The organism is Actinokineospora sp. NPDC004072, assembly GCF_053604195.1.
Map to the genome: position 1 here is coordinate 218026 of NZ_JBSGHB010000013.1, position 24994 is coordinate 243019.

Consider the following 24994-nt stretch of genomic DNA (forward strand, 5'->3'; position numbering starts at 1 on the left):
GCTGCTTCGATGGGATGGGTGATCGACCATTGGCAGCGCCTGTTCCGCAGGCGCGGCTCGCGCAACGCCATCGCGGCGGTGGTGATCGCCGGTCCGGCGGCGGTGGGCCTGCTGTCCGGCCTGTACCGGGCGGCCCCGGCCTCCGCGCCCGTGTTCGCCGTGGTCGCGGGCGTGTGCGCGGTGGTCGTCGCGCTGTGGCGGCGCACGCACGACTGGGTGGCCGTCGTGGTGGCCTGCGCCACGTTCGTGCTGACGGAGCTGCCCTACCCGGTCTACGTGATGACCTTCTCCCTGTCCCGGCGGCGGCGCTGGACGCCCGCCGTCGTGTGCATGGCCGTGCTGCTGGCCCTGCCCGCGCAGCAGGCGATCATCGAGCGGAGGAGCAGCTCGGCCGACCTGTTCGAGCCCGAGACCGGGCTGCTGCCCGGCGGCGGGATCAACGGGCTGGTCTACTGGGCGCTCGCCGCGGTGGCGCCGTTCGTCATGGGCCTGGCCAAGAACAGCCTGGAGGAGGCGTCCATCGAGCGCGAGCACCACGCCGCGCAGGCCGCCGAGCGGCAGCGGCGGTTGCGGGAGAGCACGCTGCGGGAGCGCAGCCTGACCGCGCGAGCCCGGATGGCGTCGATGATGCACGACGGCGTGGGCCACCACGTCAGCGTGATGGTGACCACGGCGGGCGCGATCAGCGTGGACGCCGCGGCGACGGCCTCGATCCGGGAGCGCGCCGAGCTGATCGTCGGGGTCGGCCAGAAGGCCGTCGCGCAGCTCGCCGAGGTGCTCGACACCCTCGCCGGGCCCAGCCCGGTGCCCGCCCCCACCCGGTTCGCCGTCGACGACGTCCCCGACCTGGTGCAGGACTACCGCTCGCTCGGGGTGGACGTGGCCTACGCGGCCGACCCGGCCTGCGCCGCGGCCGAGGGCGACGCGGTGGACCTGTGCTACCGGATCGTCCGGGAGGGGCTGACCAACGCCCTGCGGTACGCGGGGGAGTCGCAGGTCGAGGTCCGCCTCACCTGCGCAGGCGGAATGGCGCAGGTGGCGGTGACCAGCCCGCTGGCCCCGCCGGAGCGGCCCGCCCTGCCCGGCACCGGCCGGGGCCTGCGGCTGCTGGCCGACGAGGTGGCGCGGGCGGGCGGCAGCCTCGCCGAGGGCCCGGAGGGGGACGTCTTCGTCCTGCGCGCCGAGCTGCCCCTGGCCGGACCCGACGACGAGGGGGCCGCCCGATGACCGACCAGCCGATCCGGGTCGTCGTCGTGGACGACCAGGCGCTCATCCGCGCGGGGACCCGCTCGATCCTGGAGTCCGCGCCCGACATCGCGGTGGTGGGGGAGGCGGGCGACGGCGCCGAGGCGGTCTCCGTGTGCCGCGCGCACCGCCCGGACGTCGTGCTGATGGACCTGCGCATGCCCAGGGTCGACGGGGTGACCGCGACCGCGGCGCTGAAGCGGGAGCCGGAGCCGCCCTACGTCCTGGCCCTGACCACCTTCAACGACGACCTGCTGATGATCGAGGCGCTGACCGCGGGCGCGGACGGCTTCCTGCTCAAGCAGCTCAGCCCGAAGGACCTCATCAGCGCCGTCCGCGCGGTCCGCGGCGGGGCCTCGGTGCTCAACGCCGAGCTGAGCAAGCGGATGCTCCGGCGCATCACCGGCGAGCCCGTCGCGCCGCGCACCGCGTTCCCGGACGCCGCCGACCGCATCGACCTGCTCAGCGAGCGGGAGCGGGAGGTGCTCGGCCAGGTCGGCCTCGGCCTGAACAACGCCGAGATCGCCGAACGCCTCTTCATGAGCGTGTCGACGGTGAAGACCTACGTCTCCCGGACCCTGTCGAAGCTGCAGTTGGACAACCGCGTCCAAGCCGCCCTGCTGGCCCACCAGCTGCACCTGGCGCCCGACCAGCCACCCCGCGGCTAGGGCGGGATGGACTGGGCGAAGCGGAAGGCGTTGTCCGGGTCGTAGCGGCGCTTCAGCGCGCGCAGGCGGTCGACGTTGGGGCCGTAGTACGCGGTGAGCCAGTCGGGCAGGGCCGGGTCGGGGAAGTTGGGGTAGACCGCGCCCGTGCCCCACGGATGGGTCAGCGCCCAGCTCCGGGCGAGCCAGGCCAGCGCGTCCTGCCCGCGCCGCGCCGCGCCGACCGGGCCGACGAGGACGGTGTGCTTGACCAGGAAGGCGGGTGTGCGGTGGGCGAAGGCGGTGGCGTCGCCCGGGACGCGGGCGTACGCGCCCCGCCACGGGGTGAACGCGATCTCGCGCAGTTCGCCGTACTCGCGGCGGGCGGTGAAGTGCTCCAGCAGCGCGGCCAGGGCCTCGTCGGGGAGCGGGTGGTCGAAGAACTCTGTCTTCGCGGTGTGCATGCCCGGGCGGTCGTTGGTCAGCGGGAGGCTGGCGGGGTCGTGCGCGGCCGCGGCGTACGGGGTCGCGCGCAGCCGGGCGGCGTCGGCGGGGGAGAGGTCGACGATCTCCACCTCCGCGGGCTCCGGGGTCGCGGCGAGGAAGGCGTCGACGGCCGCCCGGTCCGGGGCCGCGCCGACGAGCAGGGCGGTCGGCTCCTCGTCGGGGTACTGCGGGCACAGCAGCACCATCTCCGCTGACACCGCGTCGTCGGCGTCCCAGCGCTGCCACCACCGCAGCAGCGCGGCGGCGTGCCGGACCGGCCACACCACGCGGAAGTGGGTCCGGGCCGCGGCGGGCGCGGTCCGGAAGGTCGCGGCGGTCACCACGCCGAAGTTGCCGCCGCCCGCCCCGCGCAGCGCCCACAGCAGGTCCGGCTCGTCGGCGGTGTCCACGACCCGGCCGTCGGCCAGCACGACCGCGGCGGACACCAGGGCGTCGCAGGTCAGCCCGTGCAGCCTGCCGTGGCTGCCGAACCCGCCGCCCAGCGCCGCCCCGACCACCCCCACCGAGGGGCACGACCCCAGCGGCACCACCCGGGCGCCGAGGGCGGCCGCCAGGTCCCCGGCGCGCACGCCCGCGCCGACGGTGGCGAACTCCCCCGACACCTCGATGGCGTCGTGCGGGGTGAGGTCGATCAGCAGGCCGTCGGTGCTGGAGTGGCAGGCGTTGCTGTGCCCGCCGCCGCGCACCGCGAACGGCCATCCCGCCCGCCGCGCCCATGCCAGGGCCTCGACCACGGCGTCGGTGTCGGCGCAGCGGACGACCGCGCGCGGCAGGGTCTCCCGCGGTCGTCCGATGAACTGGGTGCGGGAGAGCGCGTAGCGCGGGTCGTCGGGGAAGATCAGGTCAGGCATCGGCGTACATCCGGCTCTGCAGCGCGTAGAGGTCGGCGTACCGCCCGCCCGCCGCGATCAGCTCCGCGTGCGTGCCCTGCTCGACCAGCCTGCCCTCGTGCAGCAGCAGGATGCGGTCGGCGTGCCGGACGCTGGCGAGGCGGTGGGTGATGAGCACGACCGTGCGGTCGGCGGCCAGCGCGCGCAGCGATTCGTACACCGCGAACTCGGCCTTGGCGTCCAGCGGCGCGGTGGGCTCGTCCCAGATCAGCAGCGGCGCGTCGCGGAACAGCCCGCGGGCGACGGCGAGGCGCTGCCACTGGCCGCCGGAGAGCTCCACCCCGCCGCGGAACTGCTTGGACAGCAGCGTCTCCCAGCCCGCGGGCAGCGCGCCCACCACCTCGTCGGCCCCGGCCTGCCCGGCCGCCCGGGCGAGGGCGGCGCCGTCGGGGTCGGGCCGGTCGTGGCGGCCGACGCGGACGTTGACCCGGGCGGTGTGCGGCCAGCGGACCGGGTCCTGCAGCACCATCATCACCTGGTCGGCGACGCGGGACCGGTCGGCGTGCGCGAGGTCGTGCCCGCCCCAGCAGACTCGCCCCGAGGTGGGCGGGTAGAGCCCGGCGATCAGCTTGGCCAGGGTGGTCTTGCCCGAGCCGTTCTCCCCGACCAGCGCGACCGTCTCGCCCGGCTCGATGGTCAGCGTGACGTCATCGATCGCGGTGCGCGTGCTCTCCGGGTAGTGGAAGACGACGTGGTCGAGTTGCACCCCGTGCGGAGTCGGCGCTGGCCCGCCGGTGGCCTGCTTGCTGGCCGAGGCCAGGAACTCCTGGTAGTCCGCGACGTACATGCCCTGTTCGACCAGCTGGTTGGCCGAGAGCACCAGCCGGTTCAGCGCGGTCGTCGCCACCCGGATGGCGATGACGGCCGTGCCCGCCACCGCCAGCGGCACCCAGTCGGCGCGCACCAGCAGCCCGAGGACCACGTAGGTGGCGACCAGGCCGAGGCCCGCGAATGCCCGCCCGACCCCGCGCACCCGCGCCTGCGCGGTGCCCAGCCGCACGTCCTCCTCGCGCAGCGGGTCCGCGGCGATCCGGTACTCCCGCAGCACGAACGGCTCGGCCTGGTAGGCGCGGATCTCGGCGGCGGGCTCGCGCTCGGTGGCCAGGTCGGACACCATCTGCACCCGCCGGTCCAGCACGACCGTGCGGCCGACGCTGGCGTAGGCCAGCCGCGCGGAGCGGTGCACCGCCCAGCCGTCGGGGAGCACCGCGAGCAGCAGCACCGGCAGCAGGACGGGGTGCAGCGCGGCCAGGCTGCCCGCGGCGGCGGCGATGCCCGCCAGCGCGCCGATCAGCTCCACCAGGTTGTCCGCCGCGCGCTCGATGAAGAACAGGCCGCGGTCGCGGGCCCGGTGCATGCGGTCGTAGAAGCGGGCGTCGTCGAAGGCGGCGAGGTCCGCGCCGAGGCTGGCCGCGTACAGCCGCTCCTCGGCCAGCCGCCGCACCGACGGGGTGATCCGGGCCCTGGCCAGCCCGACGCCCACGTCCATCGTCCCGCGCACCGCGAACGCCCCGCCGACGAGCAGCAGCTCGGGCAGCGCGGCGAGCACCCGGTCGGCGGTGGGGCCGCCCGCCAGCAGCTCGGTCAGCACGCCGGTCGTGGCGAACAGCCCGAACGCCGCGGCCATCCCGGACACCACCTGCATGGCGGCGATCGCGGCGGCCGCCCCCGGCGCGGCGTCCCAGATCATCCTCAGCACCGGCCAGGTGGCCGCCGGGAGCCCGCGGACGGTCCGGCGCGGGGTGTCGGCGGTGTCGAGCTGCCAGTGCGGGGTGACGAGGTTGCCCTCGCGCGGGTCGGCGTCGCCGGTCATCGGGCCGCGCCGAGCAGCAGGACCGAGGGCAGGTCGCACTCCGGGTGCATCCGCAGCAGCTGGTAGGCCACCCCGCCCGACCCGGACAGCACGCTCGGGGAGTACACCTCGCGGGCCAGCCCGGTGGTCACGCCGTGGGTCTCCAGGCCGCCGAGCACCAGGGCGTCGAGGGTCGGACGGTCGAGTCCGATGTGGACACCGCGGGCGATGGCGGTGCTCAGCAGCTCCCAGACGCCGGTGTCGCCGTGGCAGAGCGTGTGCGTCCAGCCCATCCCGTCGCGCAGCGCCGACACCGCGGCGCGGCGCAGCACGTCCGGGCCGCCCAGCCCGTCGGCCGCCGCCAGGCCGACGCCGACGGCCCCGTGGCACCAGGCGGCGGCCGCGGTGTCCGGCTCCCGCGGGTCCATCCAGGCTTCGCGGCCGCGGTCGTACCCGGTCTCCTCGAAGGCCGCCGCGGCCCCGGCCAGCTCGGCGAAGCGCTGCTCGCCCGTCGCCGCCGCCAGCTTGGCCAGCGCCCACCCGATGCCGGTGGCCCCGTGGGCGAACCCGCCGATGCCCGCGGGCCAGGTCGGCGCTGGCCAGCGGGCCGTGCCGCCGACGAGCACCGCCGCGTCGGCCAGCTGGTCGCCCGCGCGCACGGCGAGGTCCAGCCAGCGCTGCTCGCCGGTGCGCGCGGCCAGGTGCAGCAGCGGCACGATCGCGCCCGCGGCGCCGACGACGATGTCCGGCGACTCGCTCGCCGCCAGCGCCGCCGGCAGCTGCTCGGCGAGGAACAGCGCGTCGGCGGCGCAGTCCCCGCCCAGCCGGTCCAGCGCCAGCCAGCACCAGATCTGCGAGCCCAGCCCGATGTAGCCGCCCGGCGGGTCGGGCCTGCGGCGGGTGTGCTCGGCCTGCGCCGCCCACCACCGCTGGGTCAGCCGCGCGGTCCGCACGGTCCCGGCCAGCAGGTCCGCCACCCCGGCGACCGGGTCGGCCCGCCCGGCCGCTGCCTCCCGCCCGTACGCCGCGAGCAGCACGGCCACGCCCAGCGTCCCGCCGTAGAGGTCCGGGGTCAGCGGCGAGGTCTGCCAGCCGTCGCGGTCGAGGATCGGGGCGAACCAGGTGGCCGTGCCGTCGTCCCCGCGCACGGCCTCGGCCGCCAGCTCGCGCATCAGCCCGGCCGCGAGCGCCCGCCTGCGGCTGTCGAGTTCGGACAGCTCCGGGTCCGCGGGCGGCATCTGCCGCAGGTCCGGCTCCGAGCCCTGGTTGAGGTAGGCGCTGACCAGCGCGGCCCGGGTCACCCGGCGCTCCAGCGCCAGGTCCGCGGTCCGCCAGCGGCGCAGCGCCACCGCGACCTGGTCCTCCGGCGGCATGCAGCGCAGGTCGCCCGGGGTGCGCAGGGTGCCGTCGCCGGGGGTGGTGGTGAACACCGGGATGTCGCCGACCAGCAGCTCCGCGACCTCGGCCGCGTGCACGTCCGGGTCGCCGGGGCCGCGGGTGTTGATCGAGTGCCGGGCGAGCAGCGCGCGGGCCTTGCGCTCGGCGGCGGGCTGGTCGTGCAGGCCCGCCGGGTGCCAGAGCAGGCGGGCCAGCTCGGTGTAGGACTCGGTGTCGCGCACGACGACCCGGACCACGCAGTCGGCGAAGGCCGCCAGCAGCGGCTCCAGCGCGCCTGCTTTGTCCAGCGCGGTGATGCGCCCGGCCATCTCGTCGAAGCCCGCGAGCACCGCGGGCCAGTGCCGGGCCAGGCGCGGGTGCGGGCTGGGCAGGTTGTGCGCCGGCGGCGGCTGGGCGGGCACGATCGCCACCCGCGCGGTGTCGGTGCCCGCGCCCACCAGGTCGGGCAGGCCCACGTCCGGCTGCTCGCCGGGCAGCCCGCCCATCGCCGAGCCGTCCACCCCGCGCCAGCCGAGGCCAGCGCCGCGGCCGGGGAGCAGGCCGGTCCGCAGCACCGTGTGGTTGAGCTGCTCGGCGACCCGGTCGGTGGCCTCGCCAGCGCCGGTCGGCGGGTGCGGGGGCAGGCGCGTGAACACGCTCTCGCAGTCGACGACGACCGGCACCGGCCCGCAGGCGATGATGTTCTCCGCGTGCAGGTCGGTGCCGGACACCAGCCGCATGACCGCCAGCCAGTGCCCGAGGTTGCGGTAGAACACCGCCAGCTCGGCGTCGTCGGCGCAGTGGCGGTGGGCGACGTGCTCGGCCCAGCCGTAGCCTGCCAGCGCCAGCGCGCGGGGCACGCGGATCGGGTGCTCGTCGGTGGCCAGGCGGGCCAGCAGCTCGGCGAGCCGCAGATCGACCTGCATGGGCCGCGGTTTGTAGACCACGGTCCCGCCGGTGCAGCGGACGACGCTGACGGTGCGCCCGCCGCGGTGGCTGTCGCCGGCCCCGAACTCCACCGCGCATAGCGCGCCCACGTCGCCGCCGAGGAGGTCGCCGAGCAGCGGGCGGTCGGCGGCGAAGCGGGCCGCCATCGTGTGCACGGCCTCAATCCGGTTGTCCACCAAGGTGCGCAGGCGGGAGATGAGGTGGGGGTAGTGGCGGGTGAGGTCGTGCCAGAACGCCGGGTCGGCGGCGTGGTCGAGGAACTGCGCCCACCGCGCCTGCGGGTCCGCCGCGGTCAGCCTGCCGGTCAGCCGGGCGGCGTTCAGCTCCAGCACGAGGACGCGGACCACCTTGCGCCGCAGCACCTCCGCCAGCCCGGCGCGGGTCGCGGTCAGCACCGCGTCGGCCTCGGCGCCGCCGAGGCCGGCGACCCCGGCCAGCCGGTGGGCCAGCCGGTCGGCAGCCGGGCCGGTCAGCCAGTCCAGGGTCCGGTCGAGTTCGCCGACCTCGGCGGCCGTCATCGCCGGGTCAGCAGCAGACGGCGGGCCGGGACGCCGAGCAGCCCGAGCAGCGGCTGCCGGGCGGGTTGCAGGCCACGATGTCGCCCTCGGCGAACTCGCCGCTGGCGAACACCGGCCCGGCCGGGTTGTCCGCGTCGAGGCCCGCGCGCCAGCGGGCCACCAGTTCCTCTACGCCGTCGAGCAGTGCGGTGGTCATCGGAACTCCTTCCCTGGACAAGTCCGGGAAGTGTAGAAATGGGCCGTATACGGGAGCGCACACAACGACGCCGCCTTCCGGTGGTCAACCACGCCCTCGCACCGCGTCGTACAGCTGCTGCGTCGAGGCACTCGGCGCGACGCCCAGTTCGGCGTCGAGCACCCGCACCAGCCGCCGGTACACCGCCACCGCCTCGGTGCGCCTGCCGGAGGCGGCCAACGCGGCGACCAGGTGCCGCCACAGGCGCTCCCGCAGCGGGTGCTCCACCACCAGCCCGGCCAGCACGGGCACCAGCTCGACGTGCCCGCCTAGCGCGAGCCGCACCTCCACGAGGTCTTCTATGGCGCAGAGGCGCTGCTCCTCGAGCACGGTGACGTCCGGGCGGATGGCCTCCGGGATCGGCGCCCCCGCCAGCACCGGCCCCCGCCACAGCCGCACGGCCCGCCCGAGGCATCGCGCGGCTTCGACGTCCGCGCCCCGCTCCCGCAGCTGGCGCCCCTCGGCGACCAGCCGCCGGAACCACGTCAGGTCGATGCCCTCGACCGCGGCGACGAGCACGTACCCGTCCCGCGTCGTGGCGATGCCCGGCCCGTCCGGGTCGGTCTCGGTGAGGACCCGCCGCAGCTCGGCCAGGTGGGACCGCACGTTCGCCGCCGCCGACCGCGGCGGCCGCGCGGCCCACAGCGCGTCGATCACCCAGTCCAGCGGCAGCGCCCGGTTGGCCCGCACCGCCAGCAGCCCCAGCAACACCCGCGCCATCCGCCGGGCGGGCTGCCGCACGACCGCGCCCGCCTGCACCACCGGTCGCCCCAGCACCAGGACCGCCATCCGACCACCCCACGCCGCGCTGGCCTCTCGCCTGGAGAGCATCGGGGTGCGGGAAAGCGTTCAGGGACAGGCAGTTTTCGCCACTTCCGGTCACATGGCGTCAGCCGTGGCCCTGGTGACGGCCTCGGCGTAGTCCTTGGCGGTGAAGCCGGTGCGCGCGCACTTGCGGATGTCGTCGTAGTACCAGATGAACCCACCCGCGATCTTGGCCCCGCGCCAGCTCGTCAGCAGGTCGTGGACCTCGGTGGGGGAGCAGTCCTCGGCGCACTTGTCGCCGTGCCTGCACCACAGTCCGGGGGTGATCCGGAGGCCGCTCATGGCGTCGGACCACTCGTCGATCGCTTCCTTGTTCGCGTTGACGTCTCCGCCCGCGTAGCACTGGAGGTAGACGCGGTCCACGTAGTCGCCGAGGGACAGCCTGACGTCCGCCCAGTAGCCCTTCCGCTCGAAGGGGACGAAGGTGAACTTCGGATACCCGATCCGCTTGGCCATCTGCGCGAACTTGAGCGTCGATTCGACGTCGTAGCAGGTTTCATCGTCGCTGTTGATGGCGTCGGGCTGGAGGACGTCGAACAGGGCCTTGAAGTTGCGGTGGAGGACGGAGTTCTCCTGGTCCCCGTCCTTCTCGTTGATCAGCCGCTTGATCTTCACCCAATCCGCGGAATCATAGGTGGTCGAATACGACCCCACGGACACCTCAACCCGCTTGACCGACGTCCCCGCCCCGGTCTTCAACTGCTTGACCAGCTCAGGCCACCGTCGATCCCCGACATACTCCCCCTGCGAGACGATGAGCTTGTCGTTGTAGACCAAATCCCCCTCCCGAGGCCCACTCGCCGCCCCATCCGCGATGTGGATGCTCCACAGGATCACGGTCTCAAACCCCGACTGCCGCAAGTCCGCCACAACACCTTCAGCCCCCGCGCCGTCGCCGTCGGGATATACCGGCCCACCAACATAAACCGCCGCCCGCCCGTCCGTCTCCATCTCAGCCCTCCCATCTGCATGCGTCGCCCCACTGTCACCCACCCCACCCAACATCGCCACGCGCCCCGCGGCCGGAGTCACTACATGGGGCAATCCACCGGAATGTGCGACCCTTCGTGGGTGAGTACGGGGAATGGCATTGCGTGCACGCGGCTGTAACACCTGCGGCGGTGCGGAGATGTTCTCAGCGTGCCACCTGCGTTCACCTTCCGGAGCCTGTCCATCGCCGGTCTCGCCCTGCTGGCGGTGTCGGCCTGCGGCACCGGCGTCGGCGGGCGTCCCACGTCCTCGGCTCCCAGCCCCACCACCGCGGTCACGATGACAACGACCACCACGACCGCGCCCACGACGACAACAACGACAGCAACCACGACGACTACCACCACCACGATCCCGACGACGCGGGTCGTCGTCGGGACAGGGCGGCCTGCGCCGAAGCCTGCGGTCACCACGAAGGAGCCCGCGCCACCGCCGCCGCGCGCCACCACGCGGACGCAGCCGAGGACCACCACCAAAGCGGCGCCGCCGAAGCCCGCGGGGATCGTGTTCGGGTCCTTCTGCTCGCCGGTGGGGGCGCTCGCCTGGGATGTGGAGGGGCGGCCCGCCAAGTGCTTCATGGGCAAGGACGGCAAGGCCCGATGGGGGTACGACTCAAGTCGCTGAGGGCCGGTTGGAGGAGACACGATTCGGTGAGCGGGGTTGTCCCGTTGGTGGTGATCACTCGATGCTCGGGGCATGACTTCCGGTGAGCTGCTCCTGGCCAAGATCCGCCGCGGGTTCGAGCAGTTGGATGCGGATGGGGACGGCTGGATCGATGAGGACGACCACGTGCTGATGGGGCGGCGGGTCGCGGCGTCGTTGGGGTGGGCGGGTGGGTCGGAGCAGGAGCGGCGGATCGTGGACCGGTACCTGCGGATCTGGCGGGAGGTGCACCTGCCGCACGTCGAGCCGGGGGCGCCGGGGATCTCGCGGGACGCCTTCGTGGCATCGACCAGCGCCCTCGCCGACGACCCCGAGGCCGCGCGGGCGACGCTGGGCGCGCTGGCCGAGGCGTTCCTGGAGATCGCCGACGTGGACGCCGACGGGCAGGTGGCCTTCCGCGAGTTCCTGGCCTTCCAGCACGGCCACTTCCCCGGCATGACCGAGGAGGCCGCCCGGACCGCCTTCACCCACCTCGACACCGACGGCGACGGGCACCTCTCGCCCGCCGAGTTCATCCGCGCCACCATCGACTACTGGACCAGCGCCGACCCGGCGTCCCCCGGCAACTGGTGGCTCGGCGACCCCGAGGCGGCCCCCCAGCCATGACCACCCGTTGACCGAGCCCGGCCGCCGCCCCGCCGTGAACACCCCGTTGACCGCGCCCCGCAGCCGCCCCGCCGTGACCATTCGTTGACGGCGCCCAGCCGCCCCGCCGTGACCATCGTTGACTTTCGCCCCAGCAGCCGCCCCTGCCGTGACCATCCGTTGACCGCGCCCAGCCGCGCCCACCGAGATCACCCGTTGACCGCGCCCCGCAGCCGTCCGCCGTGACCACCCGTTGACTTCGCCCAGTAGCCGCCCGCCGTGACCACCTGTTAACCCCGCCCCCCAGCCGCCCCACCATGACCGCCCCCGTTGACTCCGCCCGGCCGCCGCCCTATAGTCAACACAACGGTTGATAAAGGGAATGGTTGATCATATGGGGGCTGACGAGGTGGACGAGCGGCTGGACCGGGGGTTCGCCGCGCTGGGCGATCCCGTCCGGCGGGCGTTGATCGCCCGGCTGTCCCGCGGGGACGCCACGGTGAACGAGCTCGCCGAGCCGTTCGACATCACCAAGCAGGCCGTCTCCCGGCACCTCCAGGTGCTGGAGGCGGCGGGCCTGATCACCCGCAGCCGGGACGCCCAGCGCAGGCCGTGCCACCTGAACGCGGCCGCGCTGGAGGAGCTGACCAGCTGGATCGACACCTACCGGCTGGAGGTCGAGCGGCGGCACCGCAGGCTCGACGCCGTACTGGAAGCGATGGAGGAGCAATGAACGAGACCACGATCACCGCCCAGCCGGGCACCCCGTTCATCGAGGTCGTCCGGGAGTTCGACGCGCCGCGTGAGCGGGTGTTCCGCGCGTGGACCGACCCCGAGCTGGTCCCGCGGTGGCTCGGCCCGCGCGGCATGACCACCAAGGTGCTCGAATTCGACGCGACGCCCGGCGGCAGCTACCGCTACATCCAGTCCGACGACAACGGCGAGTACGGCTTCCGCGGCGTCTTCCACAACGTCGTCAAGGACGAGCTGATCGTGCAGACCTTCGAGTTCGACGGCGCGCCGAACGAGATCAGCCTGGAGATGATGACCTTCGAGGCCCTCGACGGCAACCGCACCCGCCTGCGCTCCAAGTCGGTCTGCACCTCGGTCGAGGCCCGGGACGCGATGGTCGCCACCGGCATGGAGGACGGCCTGCGCGAGTCGATGGAGCGGCTGGACGAGGTCCTCGCCTGACACCGGCTCATGCGGTGAAAGCGGCGGCGTGGTCGCGGAGGAATTCCTCGATGCCGCGCGGCGGATGGCCCACGACATCGAGGAAGTCGGTCGTGGTGTAGTCGCCCCAACCGGTCGCGTACGCCTGGGAGTACTCGACCAGCATGTCGGCGATCCACTCCGGAGTCCCGTGGGACAGCAGGGTTCGGCGCTGCTCGTCGTCGGAGATCGGCACGTAGTCGACCTGCCTGCCGGTGATCCCGGTGAGCAGCCGGGCGACCTCGGCGAAGGACACCGGGCGCGGTCCGGTCGGGGTGTAGATGCGGCCGTGGTGGCGCGCGGGATCGGCGGTGAGCACCCGGGCGGCCATCCGCGCGATGTCCCGGACATCGATCATGCCCATGCGGCCGTCGGCCGTGCTGGAGGCGAACACCCCGCGCGCGGCGATGCCTGGCGCCTCGTGCAGCAGGTTCTGCATGAACCAATGTGGACGCAGGATCGTCCAGGCCATGCCGCTGGCGGCCAGCTCGGCATCGGAGAGGGCGTGCAGGCGGCCGCTGCGGGTCGGGGCGTCGTGCGCGGCGCCGACGGCCGAGAGCCGGACCACCCGCTGCACACCCGCCTGCCGCGCCGCCCACACCGCGTTCATGCTGTTCTCCGCCGCCCGCGGCCCGTTCGGGACCAGCAGCCACAGGTCGTGCACGCCGTCGAACGCCGCGGCGAGTGAGCGCGGGTCGTCGAGGTCGCCGCGCACGACGGCCACGCCAGCCGGCAGCGCCACGGCGGCCGGGTCGCGCACCATCGCCCGGAGGTGGAGGTCGGTCCCGGCCAGCTCGGCCAGCAGCGCGCTCGACGCGGTGCCGGTGGCCCCGGTGATCAGCAGGGTTCGGGTCATCGGGCGGATCCCTTCAGGAGTGCGCGCGGGGTGAGCTGCGCGGCGCAGATGGACGCCAGGGCCAGGAGGAACCCGGCGGTTTGCAGGGCGGTCAGCGGCTGGTCGAGCACGACCCAGCCGAGCACCGTGGCGACGACGGGGGAAAGCAGGGCGAGGAAGGACACCGCGGTGACCGGCAGCCGCCCGACGCCCTGGAACCAGAGCGCGTAGGCCACCAGCGTGCCGACGACGGCCAGCCACAGGTACCCGCCGATCGCGGCGGCGTCGAAGGCGGGCAGGGGCCCTTCCAGGGCGGCGAACGGGACGAGCAGCAGGCCGCCCGCGGTGAGCTGCCACCCGGTGAACGGCAGCAGGCCGACGCCCGCGGGCTTGCCCCAGCGCTTGGTGAGCACGACGCCCGCGGCCATCGACGCCGCGGCGGCCGTGCCCGCGAGGATGCCCAGCGCGTCGAAGCCAGCCTCCGCGCGCAGCACCATCATGGCCACCCCGACCACGCCCGCGACGCCCCAGCCGAGCCGCCATGCCGTCGGCCGCTCGCGCAGCAGCACCAGCGCCAGCCCGGCGACGAGCAGCGGCTGGGTCGAGGTGAGCGTCGCCGCGACGCCCCCGGGCAGCCGGTAGGCGGCGACGAACAGCAGCGCGTTGAACGCGCCGATGTTGAGCACCCCCAACACGGCCGCGCGCCCCCACCACGTGCCGCGCGGCAGCACCCGGGTGAGCGCCAGGACCGCCAGCCCGGCCGGGAGCGTGCGCAGGACGGCGGAGAGCAGCGGCCGGTCGGGCGGCAGGAACTCGGTGGTGACCAGGTAGGTCGTGCCCCAGCTGAGGGGCGCGACGGCGGCCATCGCGGTGGCGGCCGCCGCGGGCGAGCGGGACATGCAGACCTCTCAACATTGAACTGTTCAACGTCGAAGACTTTAAGGGTGGTTGCTACCCTCGTCAACCGGGTGCGAAGGAGGACGCGGATGGGCGACCACGTCGACCGGGTGCTGCGCCAGTGGGCCGCCGAGCGCCCCGACCTCGCGGCCGAGCCGATGGGGGTCGTGGGGCGCATCCAGCGGGCGAGCAGGCTGCTGGAGCGCGGGCTGACCGAGAACTTCGCCCGCCACGGCCTGCAGCTGTGGGAGTTCGACATCCTCGGCACCCTGCGCCGCTCCGGCCCGCCGTACCGGCTGACCGCGGGCGCGCTGTCGGCCAGCTCGATGGTCACCTCCGGCGCGATCACCAACCGCATCGACCGCCTGGTCGCCCGCGGCCTGGTGACCCGGGAGACCGACCCGGACAACCGCCGCACCGTCGTCATCACGCTCACCGAGAGCGGCTGGACCGCGGTGGAGAACGTGCTGGACGCCCACGTCGCCCACGAGGACGAGGCGCTGTCCTGCCTGACCGCCGACGAGCGCCGCCAGCTCGCCGCCCTGCTCCGAACCCTGCTCATCGGGTTGGGCGACGCCCCGGCCGACTGACGGTCCACACCGCACAGTCGGGTGATCGGTGCGCCGGGGCCCAGCGGCTTCGCGGGCGGGCTGGTAGGTCTGGTGCGGGATTCGCACCTGCCGGAGGGACGCCGCCATGCCCGTGTTGACGTTCGACCAGACAGCGACCGGGTACAGCCTGCGCCAGGCGTACTGGATGGCCGAGGCCGCGCGCCTGGCCTACAAGGGCCAGGAGGAGATCGAGCGCACCGCCCGCGAGTGGGGGTTCGACCGCGTCCGCCACCACGAGACCGCGTTCCGGCCGCCGTTCCCGCTGGAGGACACCCAGGCCTACGTCGCCGCCTCCGACCGGATGATCCTGGTCGGGTTCCGGGGCACCGAGCCCAAGAAAATCCAGGACTGGCTCTCCGACGCCAGCACCCCGCCGTGGCCGGGCCCGGCAGGCAACGGGTACGTCCACTACGGCTTCGCCGAGGCGCTGAAGTCGATCTACCCGAAGGTCCGCGACAACGTCATCGAGTGGCGCGACAACGACCAGACGATCTGGTTCACCGGCCACAGCCTCGGTGGTGCCCTGGCCGCCCTCGCCGCCCTGCACCTGTACTTCGAGGACCCCCGCCTGCTGGCCGACGGCGTCTACACCTTCGGCCAGCCCCGCGTCTGCGACGCAGGCCTCGCCGAGGCCCACGACACCGCCTTCGAGGGCCGCACCCACCGCTTCGTCAACAACAGCGACATCGTCCCCCTCGTCCCACCCGCCCCCGCCTTCCACCACACCAAGTCCCTGCACCACATCGACGCCAACGGCCGAGTCCGCGACACCATGCCCGTCGTCAACGCCTTGTTCGACCGCGCGAAGGGCATGACCTCCGACCCCTTCGCCCCCGCCTCCGACGGCATCCGCGACCACTACATCAACAACTACATCAACGCCCTCAAACCACTGGCCCAGTGATGTTCGCGCCCAGCCGGGGATGACGTGGACTGAGGCCCCGAGCCGCTCGCCCGGTGATGCTCGCTGGACTGTGCACGCATGGGGTCGGTAGCGTGGGGGCGTGTCTAGTCCTGAGGCTTCTGATAGGTAGCCACCGGACCTCTCCGGTGGCGTTCTCCGCGGTCGCGCCCTGTTGGTGCTGACGCAGTCCTGCCCGCTGTTCGGGCACGCCACCGCAGCTGAGGTTCCTCGCACCCCCCGGAGCCGCTCCGAGGGGATCACCGCTGCCTTTCCGCGCGTCTCAGGAGCCTTCTCGTGCCTTTCGCTGTGTACGTTCTTGCCCTCGCGGTCTTCGCGATGGGGATGTCGGAGTTCATGCTGTCCGGGTTGGTGCCGGACATCGCTGTCGAGTTGGGGGTGTCGGTTCCCGCGGCGGGGGCGTTGATCTCCGCCTTCGCCGTCGGGATGGTCGTTGGGGCGCCGGTGGTGGCGGTGCTGGGGATGCGGTGGCCGCGGCGGGCAGCGTTGCTAGTCTGCCTCGTCACGTTCCTGCTGATGCACGTCATCGGGGCGCTGACTGGGAGCTTTCCGGTACTGGTGGCCACGCGGGTCGTTGCGGCGCTGGCCAATGCCGGGTTCCTGGCGGTCGGCATCGCGGCCGCGGCGGGCATGGTGGGGCCCAACGCCAAGGGGAGGGCGGCGGCCGTGCTGGTCGGCGGGGTGACCGTCGCGTGCATTGCAGGGGTGCCCGCGGGCGCGTACCTGGGCGAGCTGTGGGGCTGGCGCTCGGCGTTCTGGGCAGTCGCCGCCCTGTCGGTGCCGCCGGTGGTGGCGATCCTGCGCTCGGTCCCCGCGACCGCGCCCGACCCGGCCGCGCCGAGCGCACGGGGTGAGCTGCGGGCGCTGCGGACCCCGCGGGTGATCGTCGTGCTGGTGCTCGGGGCATTGGTCAACGGCGGAACGTTCGCTTCTTTCACCTACCTCGCCCCGGTGGTCACCGAGGTCGCCGGGGTGGGGTCGAGCTGGGTGCCGCTGGCCGTGCTGCTGTTCGGCCTGGGCTCGTTCGCGGGCGTCACCGCGGCCGCCCGCTTCGCCGACCGCGGCCCGACGCGGCTGCTGGCCGTCGCCTGCCCCGCGCTGCTGGCCGGGTGGCTCGTCTTCGCCGCGGTGGCGGGCCATCCGGTGTGGGCGTTCGCGTGCATGTTCGTCCAGGGGGCGCTGTCCTTCGCCGTCGGCTCCACGCTGATCTCCCAGGCCCTCTACGCCGCCACCGGCGCCCCCACCATCGCGGGCGGCTTCGCCACCGCCGCGCTCAACGTCGGCGCGGCGGCGGGTCCGGCGCTGGCCGGGCTCGCCATCGCGGCAGGCGGCGGCTTCCGCTCCCCGATGCTCGTCAGCGCCGGGCTCGTGGCACTGGCGCTGCTGGTCGCCGCCACGCGCCGAACCATCGGGAACACCCGTGGCGCGCATCGGAATCGTGCGTCGGACGTGCGGATGGCCGATTCCTAACGTCAGGACGAGCACCAAGTGGGAACTGGCGGCTGTCCACCCAGGACAACCCGGCCTGGTGGTGAGCAGTGGCCGAGCAGGTGGCGCGCGGCGAGTCCGCGGGCGGGGCGCTTTCACCCTGCCCCGTGACGTGGTGATGGCCGGGGTGCGAGCCGCGGCCCTTCCCCGACGCGCGGCCGCTCGGCCTGCCCGCGCCCAACCACCCGGACCCGCTGGCGATCGCCGAGCTGGCCGGGCTGCTGGTGCGCGCCCACCACCGGCGAGCAGGCCCGGGTCGTACTTCGCGCAGAGCGGGTCGGCGAGTGGCTGGGGTCGCGGTCGGGGCCAAGCTCGCCGACTCGGGCCGCGACGTCGTCCTCGCCATCGGCGACGGCTTCTACCGGTTCGGCGTCCCAGCGCTGCGCTGTCGACCGCGCGCCACGCAGGGGCGCCCTACCTGGCGGTGGTCTTCGCCAACGGCCGCTACAGCACCGGAACCAACCAGGTGGGCCAGTTCTACCCCGGTGGGCACGCCCAGGCGGCGGGCTACCCCGGCGGCGACCCGTTGCCCGACTTCGCCGCCGAGGCCCGCGCGGCAGGCGCGTGAGGTGCGGTGGTGTCCACGCCGGAGGAGGTCGGCCCGGCACTGCGTGCGCATCTGGACCGCACCCTCCACGGCGGGCCCGCCGTGGAGGCGGTCGCCGTCGCCTGAGTGCAGATCACCCACGGTGATCGACCGCCGGATAGATCCACGATCAGGTGATCCAAGGTGGACCCGCACACCGTCCAAACGCGACTGCTGAACCATTGGAAATACGCCTCGACCGGGTGACTTGTGATCCCGTGGGCGTCTACCGCCGCCATCGCGCGGCCGGTCGGGCGGGGGTCGGCATGACCTGCGTCGGCGGGCCGGATCACGTACTTTCCGTGAGGTCTGCTTCCTGCCGGAGGAGTGGCCTGTGGTCGTCGGTGGCGGTGATGCGGCGGCGCCCGCAGCCGGTCGGCGGTCGAGTGCGGACTGGGCGGGCTTCGCCGCGTGCGGGGCCGCGCTCGCGGGGTTCGGCGGGTGCCTGGTCGCCTGGCTGGTCGGCGGCGGGGCGGTCGAGCTGCCGTGGGCGCCGAGCCTCGACCTGCGGCTGAGCTTCGCCGTCGACGGGATCGGCGTGCTCTACGGGCTGCTGGCCACCGGCGTCGGCGCGCTGGTCTTCGCCTACGCCACCAGCTACCTGCGGCTGCACCTGGCCCACCAGGGCCGCACGGCGGGGGAGCGGCGGCGGTTCTGGCCGTGGATGGCGCTGTTCGCCGCGGGCATGGTCGGCCTGGCCACCGCGCAGGACCTGGTGCTGGTCTTCGTGTTCTTCGACCTGACCGCGGTCTGCTCCTACTTCCTCATCGGCTTCGACCGCTCCGAGCGCGACGCCCGCAGCGCCGCGCTCATGGCGCTGATGGTCACCGTGGTCGCCGCGGTGGCCATGCTGGTCGGCGCGGTGCTGCTCTACGTCGAGCACGGCACCTTCGCCATCCCCGAGCTGCTGGCCCGCGCCCAGCCGTCGACGACCACCACGCTGGCCGGGGTGGCGCTGGCGGTCGCGGCGCTGGCCAAGAGCGCCCAGGTCCCGATGCACTTCTGGCTGCCCAGGGCGATGGCGGCCCCCACGCCGGTGTCGGCCTACCTGCACTCGGCGGCGATGGTCGCCGCGGGCGTGCTGGTGATCGGGCGCGTGCACCCCCTGCTGGCGCGCAGCGACCTCGTGCTGACCGGGCTGGTGGTCATCGGGGCGCTGTCGGTGGTGGTCGGCGGCGCGCTCGCCCTGCGGCGCGACGTGCTCAAGCAGGTGCTCGCCTACTCCACGATCTCCCAGTACGGCTACGTGGTCATGCTCTACGGCATGGGCGGCGCCCAGGCCAACGGCGCGGCCGCGTTCTACGTGCTGGTGCACGGGGTGGCCAAGAGCGCGCTGTTCATGGCGGCCGGGGCGGTGACGATGGGCACCGGGGAGGACCGGCTGTCCCGGCTGGGCGGGCTCGGCCGCCGCGCCCCGGTGCTGGCCGCGACCGCCGGGGTGGCCGCGGCGACGCTGGCCGCCCTGCCGCTGACGGCCGGGTTCTTCAAGGACGAGCTGCTGTTCACCGCCGCCATCGGCCACGGCCCGGTGACCACGGTGCTCGCCGTCGTCGCCGCTGCCCTCACCTTCGCCTACATCACCCGGTTCTGGGCGCGGCTGTTCCTCGGCAGCCCGCGCGGGACGCTGGTCGGCACGCCCGTGCTGCTCGTCGCCCCGATCGTCGTGCTGGCCGCGATCGCCGTCCTCGGCGGCATCGTCGTGGAGCCGCTGGCGCGGCTGGCCGAGGACGCCGCGAGCGCCTCGACCGGGGGACCGGTCCCGCTCGCCCCCGCCTACCACCTCGACGCCCGGCCGGAGAACCTGCTCGCCCTAACCGCGTGGGCGCTCGGCGGACTGCTGCTGCTCCTGCCCGCGGTCACCAACCGGCTGTCCCTGACGGTGGCCGTGCTGGGCGAGCGGTTCGGCCCGCGGCGGGCCTACGAGGCGGCGATGCACGGCCTCAACCGCGCCTCGGCCGCCCTGCACGACCGGGAGGTGCGCGACCTGCGCACCAGCATCGCCGCGGTGCTGGTGCCCGCGGGCGTGCTGGTCGGGGTCGGGTTCTTCACCACCCCGACGGTCGGCGCCTACCTCGCGGGCGCGATCACCGGGGCCGACTGGCTGGTCCTGCCGCTGCTGGGGCTGGTCGTCGTGGCCACCGTGGTGGTCGCCCAGGCCCGCGACCGGCTGGTCGTCGTGCTCGCCCTGTCGGTGGTCGGCTTCGCGCTGGCCGCGGTGTACGCGCTGATCGGCGCGCCGGACGTGGCGCTGGTGGCCGTCGTGGTCGAGACGATGCTCACCCTGGTCTTCGTCGCCGCCCTGGCCAGGACGCCCGCCGAGCGGGACTGGGCGCAGCCCCAGCACCCCCGCCAGCGCTGGCGCGACCCGGTCGCCGCGGGCGTCGCCGGGCTGGCGATCTTCGTCTCGGTGTGGGGGTTCCTGTCCCAGCCCGCGCCCAGCTCGGTGTCCGAGGAGGAGATCCGGCTGACCCCCGACGCCCACGGCGCCGACGTGGTCACCGTGATCGTGGCCGACTTCCGCGGCCTGGACACGCTGGTGGAGATCACCGTGCTGCTGGTCGCGGTCGTCGGCGTGGCCACGCTGATGCGGCGGCGGCTGTGGTGACCCCGGGCGGCGACACCGCGCCCACCGCCGTGGTGCGGGGGGTCGCCCGGCTGCTGCCCGGCCCCAGCCTGATGATGGCCGCCGCGCTGATCGCCAAGGGCTACGCCGAGGTGGGCGACGGGTTCGCCGCCGGGGTGATCGTCGCCCTGGCGATCGCGCTGATCTACGTCGCGCTCGGCGTCGCCGAGGCCGAGGCCACGCTGCCGGTCCTGCGCCGGGCGCCCGCGGTGGCCGTCAGCGGGCTGCTGCTGTCGCTGGGCAGCGGGTTCTTCGGCCTGGTGCTCGGCGACCCGCCGGTGTCGCACAAGCCCGGCCCCGGCGAATCCGTGGTCAAGGTCGGCACGCTGGAGCTGTTCACCCCGCTGCTGTTCGACATCGGGGTGTTCCTGCTGGTCGTCGGCGTGCTGACGGTGCTGCTGCACCAGTTCGGCACGCCGGGGCGGGAGGGGCGGCGGTGAACCTCGCCTGCGCGCTGGCCGCGGCCGTGCTGTTCGGCTCCGGGGCCTACCTGCTGCTCAAGCGCGACCTGATCCGCATGGTCGCGGGCATCATGCTGATCTCGCAGTCGGCGGTCATCACCATCATCGCCGCGAGCCTGAGCCGCGGGCGGGCGGCGATCGCCGTGCGCCCCGGCGACGTGGTCAGCGACCCGCTGCCGCAGGCGCTCGCGCTCACGGCGCTGGTCATCGGCCTGGCCACGGTGGCGCTGCTGCTCGCCCTGGTGCGCCGGGCCATCGTGGTCTTCCGCACCGCCGAGCAGGACGAGATCGCCGCCAGCGAGGCCGAGCACGACGCCGGGCTGGAGCGGCAACGCGCCGCCGACCGCGAGGAGATCGAGTCCCGGGCCGACGACGACGCGGACGAACCCGCGGGCGAGCGGGGCCGCTGATGCTGCTGTCGCTGGCCATGCTGCTGCCCTGGGCGTCCGGGGTGCTGCTCGTCGCGCTCGACGGGCGCAAGCGGGTGGTCGCCTGGCTTGCCGTCGCCGCGCTCGCGGCCAGCCTGGTGGCGCAGGCCGCGCTCGCCGTCGACGTGCTGGCCGCGGGCAGCGAGCGCGTCGTCACCGGCGGCTGGCCCGCCGGGGTGGGCATCGACCTGCGCGCCGACGCGCTGAGCGTCACCTTCGCCCTGCTCTCGACCTTCGTGCTGCTGGCCGCCGCCGCCCACGAGGCGATCGCGCGCGTGCGCTCGCGCACCTTCCCCGGCCTGGTCGTGCTCGTCGGCGCGGGGCTGACCGGGCTGTTCGTGACCGCCGACGTCTTCTCGTTCTACGTCTTCTTCGAGCTGGCCATGACCGCCTCCTACGCGCTCAGCGCCTACGGGGGCAGGCCGCGCCAGCTCCGCGCCGCGCTGGTGTTCACCGCGGTCAACCTCCTGGGGTCGTTCATCTTCCTGCTGGCCGTCGCGGGCGCCTACCGGGTCACCGGCGCGCTGTCGATGCAGCAGGTGGCCGAGCGCATGGGCGGGGTCAACCCGAACGCGGCCATGATGATCGCCGTCGGCTTCTTCATCGCCTTCAGCGTCAAGCTCGGCCTGTTCCCCTTCCACTTCTGGCTGCCCACCGTCTACGCGGGAGCCCGGCCCGCCGTCGCGGCCATCCTCGCCGGGGCGGTGGCGAACATCGGCGCCTACGGCCTGCTGCGCTTCGGCATGGGCCTGTTCCCCGAGCAGCTGCGGTTCGCGGGCGTGGCGATCATCATCCTGGGCGTCGCGTCGATGCTCTACGGCGGCGTGCTGGCGGTCGGGCGCGGCGACGTGGCCGAGATGCTGGCCTACTCCGCCATCGGCCAAGTCGGGTACGTGCTGGTCGCGCTCGGGGTGGGCGGACCGGTCGGGGTCGCCGCCGCGGTGCTCTACAGCGTGGTCAACTCGCTGAACAAGGTGCTGCTGTTCCTGGCATCCGGGGTGCGCGGCGCGCTGGTGGCGGGCGCGTTCGCCATCGGCGCGCTCAGCGTGGCCGGGGTGCCGCCCGCCGCGGGGTTCGTCGGCAAGCTCGAACTGTTCCGCACCGGGATCGCCGCGGGCAGCGCCACGCTCGTGGTGCTGCTGGTGGTCGGCAGCGCGCTCTCCCTGGTCTACCTGTTCCAGGTCTACCAGCGCCGCTTCTGGCGGCCGGACGACCTGGTCGCCCAGGCGCCGAGCCCGCTGCCGCAGCGCCTGCTCACCGCCGGGCTGGCCGTGCTGGTGCTCGCCGCGGGCCTGTGGCCGGAGCCGCTGCTGGCCATGACCGATCACGCCGTCACCGCCCTGCTGGCGGAGGACCCGACCTGACCACGGAGGCTCGCATGGCCGCCCTGCTGCTCCGCATCGCCGCGCTCACCGCGGTGTACCTGCTGGTGCTGACCAGCCTGCACCCGGCGGACGTCCTCGTCGGGCTCGCCCTGGCCACCCTGGTCGCCACGGCGGGCGTGCGGGTGCGCCGGACCGGGCCGCTGCCCGCAGGCACGGTGCCGCGCAGGCTCGCCGGGGTGCCCGCGCTGGTCGGCGGCACGCTGGTGGACCTGGCCCGCGGCACCTGGCACACGGCAGCGAGCCTCATCGGGCCGGGCGCGAGCCGGGCGGGCCTGGTCGAGGTCCCGATACCGAGTTCCGCGCCCGCTTCGGCCGCGGCATGGGGGGTGCGGGTCGGATTAGTGCCGGACACCGTCGTGGTCGACATCGACGAGCAGCGGGGGCTGATGCTGCTGCACGTGCTCGACGCGACCGATCCCGACGCCGTGGTCGCCGCCCAGCACGACTCCTACCGCAGGCGCCAGCGCCGCGTCTTCCCCTGACGGCCATGCCCACCTGGGTCATCATCCCCGCCCTGTTCTGGGTCACCCTGCTGCTGGTGGCCGGTGGCCTCGTGCTGGTGCGCGCCCGCGGCGTCATCCAGCGCATCGTCGCGCTCGACCTGCTCGCCACCATCGTCATCTCGCTGCTGGCCCTGCTGTGCTACCTGCGCGGCGAGGCGTACTACTTCGACGCCGCGGTGGCCCTGGCCCTGCTGTCCTTCGTCGCCACCCTGGCGGCGATCCGGTTCCTCGACGTGGGGGGTCCGTTCGGATGATCTCGGTCGTGCTCGACGTGGTGGGCGGGGCGCTGCTCCTGCTCGGCCTGGTGCTGCTGACGGTCAGCCTCGTCGGCGTCCTGCGGCTGCCCGACACCTACCACCAGCTCCACGCGCAGGGCCTGGCCACCGGGCCGGGCGTGGTAGCCGTCCTGGCGTCGTCGGTGGCCACCGAGGACCCGGCGATCATCACCTTCGCCGGGCTGGCGATCGTGTTCGTCGCGCTCACCTCGCCGGTGTCCAGCCACGTGATCGCCCGCACCGCCCACCGCCGCGCCGAGCGCGCCGCCGACGGCGGGACCGGGGCGGACGGGGGATGAGCGGCGGGGCGCCGCCGCTGCTGCTGGCCCTCGACCTCATCGGCACCTTCGCCTTCGGCCTCAACGGGGCGCTGACCGCGGTGCGCTCCACCCAGCTCGACATCGTCGGCGTGGTCACCCTCGGGGTGATCACCGCGATGGGCGGCGGCGTCCTGCGCGACGTGCTGATCGGCGACGTGCCCCCGGCCACCTTCCGCGACTGGCGCTACCTGGCCCTGGGCGTCGGCGGCGCGCTGATCGCGTTCGCGCTGAGCAGGCGGCTGGGCAGGCTGGAGACGCCGATCACCGTGCTGGACGCGGTGGGCCTGAGCGTGTTCGCCGTGATGGGCGCGGCCAAGGCGGTGGCGCACGGCCTCGGCATCGCGCCCGCGATCATCCTGGGCGCGGTGACCGCGGTCGGCGGCGGCACCCTTCGCGACGTCCTCATCCGCCAGATCCCGACCGTGCTCCGCAGCGACCTCTACGCGATCCCGGCCCTGCTCGCCGCCGCCCTGACCGTCGGCGCGATCGAGCTGGGAATCTACGGCCTTCCCGCCGCCTTGGCCGCCGCCGCGGCCTGCTTCGCCCTGCGCATCCTCGGCGTTGCCCTCGGCCTCAACGCCCCCCGACCGCCCTAGTCCCGATCCGCCCAGGCGTTGACCGCCACCCGCCCCGTGGTCCCCAGATCGATCCCCCCATCCACGGCGACGACCTGCGCGGCCTCGCCAGCCGCGGGGGCGATCTCCAGGTACTGCCCGGTGAGGGCGGGGACGGACGTGTCATCCACCGTGTTCCGCCACAGCACCCGCGCCGTGACGTGCTCCCCGGCCTTCACCACCACCGGCTCGGGCGGCGCGTCATAGCTGTCCGGCGAGCTCACCGGCTGCGACCCGTTCCCCACGGTGACCTCCAGCGGCCGCCGATCCCCATCGAGCACCCGGACGACGGGGTAGCCGTTGACCGTGTAGTCCGCCTGACCGCAATTGGTCAGCACAACGCCCACCGCCCTGAGCCCGCTGGCGGTGTCGACCTGCCCGACGGTGATCTCCACCCCGGACTCCGGACACCCCTCGACCACCCCGGTCGACGTCGGCCCCGGCGGCGGCGTAGGCCCCGGCGCAGGACTCGAACACCCCACAACCACAACGACCCCGCACACCACCCCACCCAGGCGGCGAAAGGACGACCGACGGAACTGGCTCTCTGCTGCGCACATCAACCCGAGCATGTCACGCCCACCGCACCGCCCCGCTCCAAGCCCCTCACGTGGT

The 24994-nt window shown here is 74.1% G+C and carries 27 protein-coding genes; 17 read left to right on the plus strand and 10 right to left on the minus strand.

The window, feature by feature from the left end:
* Positions 1-18: 18 nt before the first annotated feature.
* Together ACWEPX_RS21560 and ACWEPX_RS21565 are read left to right on the plus strand one after the other, a co-directional pair.
* Positions 19-1227 carry a sensor histidine kinase gene (locus ACWEPX_RS21560; protein ID WP_451898999.1) on the plus strand — a complete coding sequence of 403 codons (1209 nt, stop codon included), beginning with the start codon at positions 19-21 and terminating at the stop codon, positions 1225-1227.
* Positions 1224-1913, plus strand: a complete 690-nt coding sequence (locus tag ACWEPX_RS21565; protein ID WP_451899000.1) for a response regulator transcription factor — start codon at positions 1224-1226, stop codon at positions 1911-1913. The genes ACWEPX_RS21560 and ACWEPX_RS21565 overlap by 4 nt, the downstream gene beginning before the upstream one ends.
* Here the strand turns inward: ACWEPX_RS21565 and ACWEPX_RS21570 are convergent.
* The 7 genes from ACWEPX_RS21570 to ACWEPX_RS21600 all read right to left on the minus strand — a co-directional run bounded on the left by ACWEPX_RS21570 (position 1910) and on the right by ACWEPX_RS21600 (position 10549).
* Positions 1910-3247 (minus strand): FAD-binding oxidoreductase, encoded by a 1338-nt coding sequence (locus ACWEPX_RS21570; protein ID WP_451899001.1) that lies wholly within the window; start codon positions 3245-3247, stop codon positions 1910-1912. The genes ACWEPX_RS21565 and ACWEPX_RS21570 overlap by 4 nt on opposite strands.
* The gene (locus ACWEPX_RS21575; protein ID WP_451899002.1) at positions 3240-5099 is read right to left on the minus strand and encodes an ABC transporter ATP-binding protein; all 1860 of its coding nucleotides are present in this window, start codon (positions 5097-5099) and stop codon (positions 3240-3242) included. The genes ACWEPX_RS21570 and ACWEPX_RS21575 overlap by 8 nt, the downstream gene beginning before the upstream one ends.
* Positions 5096-7921 carry a type 2 lanthipeptide synthetase LanM family protein gene (locus ACWEPX_RS21580; protein ID WP_451899003.1) on the minus strand — a complete coding sequence of 942 codons (2826 nt, stop codon included), beginning with the start codon at positions 7919-7921 and terminating at the stop codon, positions 5096-5098. The genes ACWEPX_RS21575 and ACWEPX_RS21580 overlap by 4 nt, the downstream gene beginning before the upstream one ends.
* A gap of 7 nt (positions 7922-7928) precedes the next feature.
* Positions 7929-8117, minus strand: coding sequence for a DUF6229 family protein (locus tag ACWEPX_RS21585; RefSeq protein WP_451899004.1), 189 nt, complete (start codon positions 8115-8117; stop codon positions 7929-7931).
* An 84-nt stretch (positions 8118-8201) separates the two neighbouring features.
* The gene (locus ACWEPX_RS21590; protein ID WP_451899005.1) at positions 8202-8945 is read right to left on the minus strand and encodes an AfsR/SARP family transcriptional regulator; all 744 of its coding nucleotides are present in this window, start codon (positions 8943-8945) and stop codon (positions 8202-8204) included.
* 90 nt (positions 8946-9035) lie between these two features.
* The gene (locus ACWEPX_RS21595; protein ID WP_451899006.1) at positions 9036-9818 is read right to left on the minus strand and encodes a lysyl endopeptidase; all 783 of its coding nucleotides are present in this window, start codon (positions 9816-9818) and stop codon (positions 9036-9038) included.
* 194 nt (positions 9819-10012) lie between these two features.
* Positions 10013-10549, minus strand: coding sequence for a hypothetical protein (locus tag ACWEPX_RS21600; protein WP_451899007.1), 537 nt, complete (start codon positions 10547-10549; stop codon positions 10013-10015).
* Positions 10550-10667: 118 nt separating this feature from the next.
* Here ACWEPX_RS21600 and ACWEPX_RS21605 point away from each other — a divergent pair, with 118 nt between their 5' ends.
* The 3 genes from ACWEPX_RS21605 (at position 10668) to ACWEPX_RS21615 (ending at position 12413) form a co-directional block, all read left to right on the plus strand.
* Positions 10668-11240, plus strand: coding sequence for an EF-hand domain-containing protein (locus ACWEPX_RS21605; RefSeq protein WP_451899008.1), 573 nt, complete (start codon positions 10668-10670; stop codon positions 11238-11240).
* A gap of 373 nt (positions 11241-11613) precedes the next feature.
* Positions 11614-11952 (plus strand): ArsR/SmtB family transcription factor, encoded by a 339-nt coding sequence (locus ACWEPX_RS21610; RefSeq protein WP_451899009.1) that lies wholly within the window; start codon positions 11614-11616, stop codon positions 11950-11952.
* On the plus strand, positions 11949-12413 hold the full coding sequence (locus ACWEPX_RS21615; protein WP_451899010.1) for an SRPBCC family protein: 465 nt from the start codon (positions 11949-11951) through the stop codon (positions 12411-12413). Before ACWEPX_RS21610 ends, ACWEPX_RS21615 begins: the two co-directional genes overlap by 4 nt.
* Before the next feature lie 7 nt (positions 12414-12420).
* Here the strand turns inward: ACWEPX_RS21615 and ACWEPX_RS21620 are convergent, their stop codons facing one another.
* Both ACWEPX_RS21620 and ACWEPX_RS21625 read right to left on the minus strand, forming a co-directional pair.
* On the minus strand, positions 12421-13287 hold the full coding sequence (locus tag ACWEPX_RS21620) for an SDR family oxidoreductase (protein WP_451899011.1): 867 nt from the start codon (positions 13285-13287) through the stop codon (positions 12421-12423).
* Positions 13284-14165: an EamA family transporter gene (locus ACWEPX_RS21625; RefSeq protein WP_451899012.1), complete on the minus strand. Its 882-nt coding sequence runs from the start codon at positions 14163-14165 to the stop codon at positions 13284-13286. The genes ACWEPX_RS21620 and ACWEPX_RS21625 overlap by 4 nt, the downstream gene beginning before the upstream one ends.
* A gap of 87 nt (positions 14166-14252) precedes the next feature.
* On the opposite strand from ACWEPX_RS21625, the gene ACWEPX_RS21630 reads away from it, so the two are divergent.
* The 12 genes from ACWEPX_RS21630 to ACWEPX_RS21685 all read left to right on the plus strand — a co-directional run bounded on the left by ACWEPX_RS21630 (position 14253) and on the right by ACWEPX_RS21685 (position 24361).
* Positions 14253-14753 (plus strand): MarR family winged helix-turn-helix transcriptional regulator, encoded by a 501-nt coding sequence (locus ACWEPX_RS21630; protein ID WP_451899013.1) that lies wholly within the window; start codon positions 14253-14255, stop codon positions 14751-14753.
* Positions 14754-14859: 106 nt separating this feature from the next.
* The gene (locus tag ACWEPX_RS21635; RefSeq protein ID WP_451899014.1) at positions 14860-15678 is read left to right on the plus strand and encodes a lipase family protein; all 819 of its coding nucleotides are present in this window, start codon (positions 14860-14862) and stop codon (positions 15676-15678) included.
* 294 nt (positions 15679-15972) lie between these two features.
* A complete protein-coding gene (locus ACWEPX_RS21640; RefSeq protein WP_451899015.1) occupies positions 15973-17166 on the plus strand; it encodes a Cmx/CmrA family chloramphenicol efflux MFS transporter in 1194 nt (397 codons plus the stop codon).
* 442 nt (positions 17167-17608) lie between these two features.
* Positions 17609-17752, plus strand: coding sequence for a hypothetical protein (locus ACWEPX_RS21645; RefSeq protein WP_451899016.1), 144 nt, complete (start codon positions 17609-17611; stop codon positions 17750-17752).
* Between the two features lie 352 nt (positions 17753-18104).
* A complete protein-coding gene (gene mbhE, locus ACWEPX_RS21650) occupies positions 18105-20375 on the plus strand; it encodes a hydrogen gas-evolving membrane-bound hydrogenase subunit E (protein WP_451899017.1) in 2271 nt (756 codons plus the stop codon).
* A complete protein-coding gene (locus tag ACWEPX_RS21655; protein ID WP_451899018.1) occupies positions 20372-20833 on the plus strand; it encodes an MnhB domain-containing protein in 462 nt (153 codons plus the stop codon). Before mbhE ends, ACWEPX_RS21655 begins: the two co-directional genes overlap by 4 nt.
* Positions 20830-21264, plus strand: coding sequence for a sodium:proton antiporter (locus ACWEPX_RS21660; RefSeq protein WP_451899019.1), 435 nt, complete (start codon positions 20830-20832; stop codon positions 21262-21264). Before ACWEPX_RS21655 ends, ACWEPX_RS21660 begins: the two co-directional genes overlap by 4 nt.
* Positions 21264-22646, plus strand: coding sequence for a complex I subunit 5 family protein (locus tag ACWEPX_RS21665; RefSeq protein ID WP_451899020.1), 1383 nt, complete (start codon positions 21264-21266; stop codon positions 22644-22646). The genes ACWEPX_RS21660 and ACWEPX_RS21665 overlap by 1 nt, the downstream gene beginning before the upstream one ends.
* Before the next feature lie 14 nt (positions 22647-22660).
* Positions 22661-23149: a Na+/H+ antiporter subunit E gene (locus ACWEPX_RS21670; RefSeq protein ID WP_451899021.1), complete on the plus strand. Its 489-nt coding sequence runs from the start codon at positions 22661-22663 to the stop codon at positions 23147-23149.
* A gap of 5 nt (positions 23150-23154) precedes the next feature.
* Complete coding sequence (locus ACWEPX_RS21675; RefSeq protein WP_451899022.1) at positions 23155-23424, plus strand: monovalent cation/H+ antiporter complex subunit F; 270 nt, start codon at positions 23155-23157, stop codon at positions 23422-23424.
* Positions 23421-23744: a cation:proton antiporter gene (locus ACWEPX_RS21680; RefSeq protein ID WP_451899023.1), complete on the plus strand. Its 324-nt coding sequence runs from the start codon at positions 23421-23423 to the stop codon at positions 23742-23744. Before ACWEPX_RS21675 ends, ACWEPX_RS21680 begins: the two co-directional genes overlap by 4 nt.
* On the plus strand, positions 23741-24361 hold the full coding sequence (locus ACWEPX_RS21685; protein ID WP_451899024.1) for a trimeric intracellular cation channel family protein: 621 nt from the start codon (positions 23741-23743) through the stop codon (positions 24359-24361). Before ACWEPX_RS21680 ends, ACWEPX_RS21685 begins: the two co-directional genes overlap by 4 nt.
* Here the strand turns inward: ACWEPX_RS21685 and ACWEPX_RS21690 are convergent.
* Complete coding sequence (locus ACWEPX_RS21690) at positions 24358-24951, minus strand: DUF4232 domain-containing protein (protein WP_451899025.1); 594 nt, start codon at positions 24949-24951, stop codon at positions 24358-24360. The genes ACWEPX_RS21685 and ACWEPX_RS21690 overlap by 4 nt on opposite strands.
* Positions 24952-24994 lie beyond the last annotated feature (43 nt).